The organism is Brevibacillus sp. HB1.2 (assembly GCF_013332495.1).
Lineage (GTDB): Bacteria > Bacillota > Bacilli > Brevibacillales > Brevibacillaceae > Brevibacillus > Brevibacillus porteri.
In genome coordinates this window covers 1-587 of record NZ_JABMIU010000045.1, presented here as the reverse complement: position 1 = coordinate 587, position 587 = coordinate 1, and the positions used below count along the sequence as shown (strand labels likewise).

Below are 587 nucleotides of genomic sequence, written 5' to 3'. Positions count from 1 at the left end.
TCTTTCTCTTCTCTCTCTTTCTTCTCTCTCCAGGTCTTCATTCCCATCCTTACGACGATGATTCCCTCCACCACCGCCTCCATTACCAGGCAAATCGTCATGCCGCATCCAATAAACCATAGGTTGACCCGTAACAGCATCTCTGAGAACTACAATTCTTCCATTAAACACACCCTTCATCTGCTCAATGAACTTATCAACTATTTCTTTTAATTTATTCAACGACTCTGCAAAACTCTTAGCCGCCGTCTTTAGCTTTCCATCCTTAAGAATGACGTGCATTACTTCATTGTTACGAGAATCAGGCAAAAGGGCACCTTTCCCATTTCCCTCTTGATCACCAGACTTTTTCTTGCCATTCGGCCCATCCAGCTTATCGGCCATTTTCGCAGTCCGCATAACAGTTGTACCTGTACCAGCACTAAGAACGGTTACCGCTACCTCTGCTACCACCATGTCTTTCTTAAACTCATTCTGACCCTTCGCATAGCTCTCGTCTTCCGATCTGGTCCACAAGCCGCCGTTAAACAAGTTATCTTGTTTGTATTGGGCGTCCTTCGCGAATGGATCGAGATACTCGTTGTAAA

Annotated in this window: 1 pseudogene; it reads right to left on the bottom strand. The window is 45.1% G+C overall.

The annotated features are described in order from the left end of the window. Positions 1-587, bottom strand: a pseudogene (locus tag HPY28_RS30130) (late control protein); the annotation flags it as partial.